A 5,338-nucleotide genomic window follows, 5' to 3' on the forward strand; every position below is an offset into this window, starting at 1 on the left:
CATCGAGCTGTCTATAGCGTCCTTGCCTGCCGCCTATGGGCTGCGAGCCTGGATGGCTGTGTCCGGATCTTGACGGTTCTCGTTGTGCTTTACGTTGTTATTTCCGTTTTGTACCAAGGGCCCAATCTGTATAGGCTAGCGTAATATCTAAATTGGATTTATCAACGACATTAGTTGGAATATTCTGAACTTTAGCGATATTATACCCTAGAATTTTAGTCAAAAAGACCGCTTTAATCAGCTCCCTGCCATTATCAACCGGATTTACGTTAACCGTTGCGGTCAGCTTTCCCTCGCGAATGGAGTCATAACCTGATTTAAGACCGTCTGCCCCGATGACCATGATTCCCTCCTTGCCATCCCAAAACTTCAGGCCACGCGATTCCACAGCCGATACCGCTCCAAGAGCCATTTCTTCATTTTCTCCATAGATCAGATTCACATCAGGATGGGCTTGGAGTAGGTTCTCTGCAGCCTGCATCCCTTTGTCGCGAACATAATCGCCACGTTGCTCCCCAACGATTTGCATGTCAGGATACTGCTTTATTGCCTCAAGAAATCCGTTTTTCCGTGAAGTAGACCAGTGTCCCGGCAGGCCCCAAACCAATAGAATCTTACCTTTTCCTTTCAACTTTTCTGCCGCATACTTCCCTACTGCATATCCGGACTGGTAATGGTTGTTATAAGTAATGACAGAAGTCGCCTTTAAAGCGCTTTCGGGCCACATCTCAGCCGGCATGTTGAACATAAAAATCGAGGTTCCTTGATCCATAGCCTTTTGATAGACGGCATTCATCGAATCAAAATCCCCTGCTGAACAAACCAGGACGGCATCGAATTTTTTGGCAGTCCAGTTTTCAATGCTTGCCACTTGTGCTTCCACGGACTGAAAATCCTTGGGCGGAGCCGCTTCGAACTCAATCTTGACGCCAAAGCGATCGCTTAATTCATTGATCATCGTATAGGCTCCGCCCGTCATAATCTCGTAGTATTCAGTAGCGTAAGGCGGTGTAAATCCAATTTTAAGCGTTTTACCATCCGCTACCTTTTTCACGAAATTCTCGAAGTTCTGATCTCCCCACTGATAATACTTACCGCTGGGAGAAGTGTCATCGGCTTGGTCTGCAGGCTTGGACGATGCTTCCTCATTGTCGGTACAACCAGACAGGATCATGGTTGTTACCAGTGCGATGATCATTGTTGTTTTCATGATCATACTTTTTAAGAACATGCTTTCGACCTCCTCAATTTTTTGAACCATTTGCATCCGGCCAAGTTTCAATAAAACGACTTCACCTCCTTCACATCGTTGGCACTAGCTTTAGCTAGTGGCTGCGAACAAACGTCCTACGTACTTTTCACATGTTTGCTTCGGAATAATTCGCCCCAAAAATTCACAGATACGGCAACCAGAATGATGACGCCTATAACGATCGTTTCCCAGAACGGATCTACGTTTAAGAGATTCAAGCTGTTTTTAATCAAGAATAATATAAGGGTTCCGAGCACAGTTCCGGTCAGACTTCCTTTACCGCCCGCTAAACTTGTTCCCCCGATGATGACGGCAACTAATGCCTCCAACTCGTAGTTCTTGCCCATTTCCGGTTGCACGGTGGTGAGACGCGAGGCAAGAAGAATACCGGCCAGGGCAGCAATCACGCCAGATAACGCGTAGACTTTTATCCGCAACTTATCTACATGGAGTCCGGATACACGTACCGATTCCTCGCTACTCCCAAGGGCCAGGATGTGGCGGCCAAACTTCATTCTGCGATAGAGGAACAGGAGGATAACAAACAGAACCACCGCTACGATAACAGGAAACTGTACGTTCAAAATACGCCCTTGACCGAGAAATCCGAAATTACTCTTCATATAATTCCGGAAAGGGGTGGCTTCCGTCCAGACGAAGAGAATGCCGCGTACGATCACCATCATAGCCAGGGTTACAATAAATGGTGATATTTTTAATTTTGTAATGACGAGTCCATTTGTAATACCTATTACTCCGCCAACGATTAAACCAGATAGAATAGCTAGAACAATATTGACATCATGGTGAAGCATCCAAGCAGTCGTCCCACCAGAAATACCGATGATCGAGCCGACCGACAAGTCAATACCGCCCGTCGTGAGAACAAAGGTCATACCCAATGCGACAATCATGACAAACGCAGATTGCTGCAGCACGTTTAACAGATTGGTGTAGGTGAGGAAACGATCCGAGACAATGGACATGGCTACAAAGATGGTGCCTATAAAAATGAGAAGACCTAGTATTTGTCGATCCATTCTTAGCAGCCTATCAGAAACCGAATACCTCATAGGTTCTCGAACCGAATGTCGGATAGGTTCTTGACTGTTATTGGCCAACTTCTTAACCTCCTTCTTTCATGATTTTAAATTATGGCGATAATACCGGGCCTAATCCGCTCTTGAAGATGTCATTCGTTCTGCACCTACCGCAATAAGGATAATCAAACCGGTGATGATCAATCGATAGAACTGATTAACCGAAAGTAGATCCAATCCATTGGAAATCAGTGCAAGGATTGTGGACCCGACCGCCACACCGACAACACTGCCCTTGCCTCCAAACATGCTCGTGCCGCCAATAACTGCTGCCGAGATCGCATCCAACTCATAGTTAGTCCCCATAAGCGGCTGCACGGAGGTTAGACGAGAAGTCAGCATAATACCTGAAGCAGCGGCAAGCAAACCGGAAAGCGCATACACTCTTATATTGATGTTATTAGTAGAGATACCGGATAAATGAGCCGCTTCTTTATTAGAGCCTACTGCAACAACAAAACGTCCGAATTTGGTAAAACTGAACAGAAAATAACACAATAGAAAAATGATCAAAGCAATCCAGACCGGACTAGGTATTCCCAGAACATATCCCTGAGCAATAAATTTAAATTCCTGCGAGGCAAAATTGCGTATCGGCTCTTTAGAAGTTAACAGAAATAACAATCCTCGTGCGATATAGAGCATCGCGAAGGTCGCCAAAAAGGGTGATATGCGCAACCTCGTGATGATGATCCCATTAAATAGACCTATTAGGGTACCTAAGGCAAGCCCGGCCAGGATAGCTAGCCACATGTTTGTGCCGTGTACCATCAGCCAGCCGCTGACACCGCCACAGAGACCAAGAATCGAACCTACCGATAAATCGATGCCTCCCATGGTCAGAACAAACATGGTACCGAAGGCGACGATCAGGATAAATACGGATTGTAGCAGCAGGTTAGACAAGTTTTCGGCAGTTAAAAAGTACGGAGAAGACACGGACAAAAACAGAAACAACAGGATAAGAATCATCGACACGCCAATTCCTTCGCGATGAAAGATTGGCAGTAATTTATTTGTAATCGTACTCATCTATGTCCTCCCGAAGCATACAGCATTATATTCTCCTCGGTAGCTTCCTTACGGGTAAATTCCTTAACAAATTCCCCTTTGTGCATCACATAGATGCGATCGCATAGCCCCATCAACTCGGGAAGTTCCGATGACACCAGGAGAACCCCTCCTCCCTTGCGCACAAACTCTGCAATTAAGCTGTACACTTCAACCTTGGCCCCAACATCGATCCCTTGGGTCGGTTCATCAAAGAACAAAACTTTCGGCTGTGTGAAGAGCCACTTGGCCAGGATTACTTTCTGCTGATTTCCTCCGCTCAGGAACCTGACTTTTTGATTCACAGAAGGCGTCTTAATACGTAAACGTTTAACAAATTCCTCGGCAATTTGCGCTTCTTTCCTTTTCCTTAACACCAGCCTCCTTGATACCACTCGCTCTAGATTAGCCATGGTAATATTTTGACTGACCGACAGTTCCAGCAGCACTCCATGCATCTTTCGATTTTCCGGCAAAAATCCAATACCTGCTCGGATGGCATCGTGAGGCGAGCGAATCTGACATGTTCGTCCGTGTATGGCTACGGTTCCTGAACTGATCGGATCGGCCCCCACGACAGCGCGTAAGGTCTCCGTTCTCCCTGACCCAGCGAGACCCGCTATCCCTACAATTTCTCCCTCTCGAATATGGAGGTTGATGTCGCTCAAAACTCCGCTGCGGCTTAAGTTTGAGACTCGTAGAACTTCTTTGCCGACAGGCACGGTCTCTTTTACGATATAATTCGTTACTTCCCGGCCGACCATCATAGAGACCAGTTCATCAACACTAGTTTCATGCTTATTCACGGTAGCCACATATTTCCCGTCACGCATAACGCACATACGATCTGCAAGTAAAAAAAGTTCGCGAAGATGATGCGATACGTAAATCACAGATACACCCTGTTCCTTTAACATTCGGATAAAGTCAAATAAAACTTCCCGCTCGTGTTCAGCGAGCGCTGCCGTTGGCTCATCCATAATCACAACAGATGCCTGAACGGAAAGTGCCTTCACAATTTCAATGACACGATTTTTTAATGCACCCAGTTCGTTTACGGGCCGTTGCAGATCCTCTAAAGTATCGAAGAAATTGCGATAAAGTTTCTCCGTCTCATGATACATGGCTTGCTCATCCATCGAATGCCATGCACGACCCAGTACTGGCGTAACAATCTCTCGTCCGAGGTATAAATTCTGCACGGCGGTTAAATGAGGAGCTAGTGTAGGTTCTTGAAATATGGTGCTGATGCCAAGCTTCTGAGCATCCTTGGTATCTTGTATGTCTACCGTTTCCCCTCGCACTTGAATCTCCCCGCCATCCTTACGATACAACCCCGAGAGAATTTTAATCAGCGTGGACTTGCCCGCACCATTTTCACCTACCAGGGCCAGCACTTCCCCCTTACGCACATCAAAGGAAACGTTATCAAGTGCCAGAACACCAGGGAATCTCTTGGTAATTCCCTTTAATGATACGAGTACTTGATCGTCTGCAACCGCCATCTAATCCTCCTCCTATCCTTTATCATTTTTGTACGTTCCTAGATTTTGTTAAACGTTTACGTATGAAGACACCTTCTATGAATCAAAAGGTCAGGTTCCTAAGCGGAGGAAACCAGCAGATAGTCATTCTGGTCAAGCGGGCTCTTACATCGGTGATCTTCATTGCACTGCCCTCGCTTTTCCTTGAGGAAAGGGATCAGACCGGCCCAGTCGTAATCTTGGACCCGCGAAATGGATGGTTATGGCTGCTAACCCATCGACTTCGCGGGTTATGGTTGTTTTCCTCTTTCAATCTCCATAGACTCATTGGGCTTTTGCAGACCGCTTAATGCTTCGGACGGCTCAGCGCTACTCGTTCTCGTCCATCGCTGCAACGCGCACCGTCGCACGCGCCTGCTTAGATGCCGCTGCTCACCGATGCCCGTTCGAGA

4 protein-coding genes are annotated in these 5,338 nt (G+C 46.6%); all 4 read right to left on the reverse strand.

The features are described 5' to 3' along the window. Positions 1 to 97: 97 nt before the first annotated feature. Positions 98 to 1,231, reverse strand: coding sequence for a sugar ABC transporter substrate-binding protein (locus PVA01S_RS26060; protein WP_164751989.1), 1,134 nt, complete (start codon positions 1,229 to 1,231; stop codon positions 98 to 100). Between the two features lie 116 nt (positions 1,232 to 1,347). Next, positions 1,348 to 2,373: an ABC transporter permease gene (locus tag PVA01S_RS26065; RefSeq protein ID WP_127610794.1), complete on the reverse strand. Its 1,026-nt coding sequence runs from the start codon at positions 2,371 to 2,373 to the stop codon at positions 1,348 to 1,350. Between the two features lie 51 nt (positions 2,374 to 2,424). After that, positions 2,425 to 3,384, reverse strand: coding sequence for an ABC transporter permease (locus PVA01S_RS26070; RefSeq protein ID WP_127610795.1), 960 nt, complete (start codon positions 3,382 to 3,384; stop codon positions 2,425 to 2,427). Beyond that, the gene (locus PVA01S_RS26075) at positions 3,381 to 4,907 is read right to left on the reverse strand and encodes a sugar ABC transporter ATP-binding protein (protein WP_127610796.1); all 1,527 of its coding nucleotides are present in this window, start codon (positions 4,905 to 4,907) and stop codon (positions 3,381 to 3,383) included. Before PVA01S_RS26075 ends, PVA01S_RS26070 begins: the two co-directional genes overlap by 4 nt. Between the last annotated feature and the right edge of the window lie 431 nt (positions 4,908 to 5,338).

Origin of the sequence: Paenibacillus validus NBRC 15382 (assembly GCF_004000985.1) — a bacterium.
In the GTDB taxonomy this organism is placed as follows: Bacteria; Bacillota; Bacilli; order Paenibacillales; family NBRC-103111; genus Paenibacillus_G; species Paenibacillus_G validus.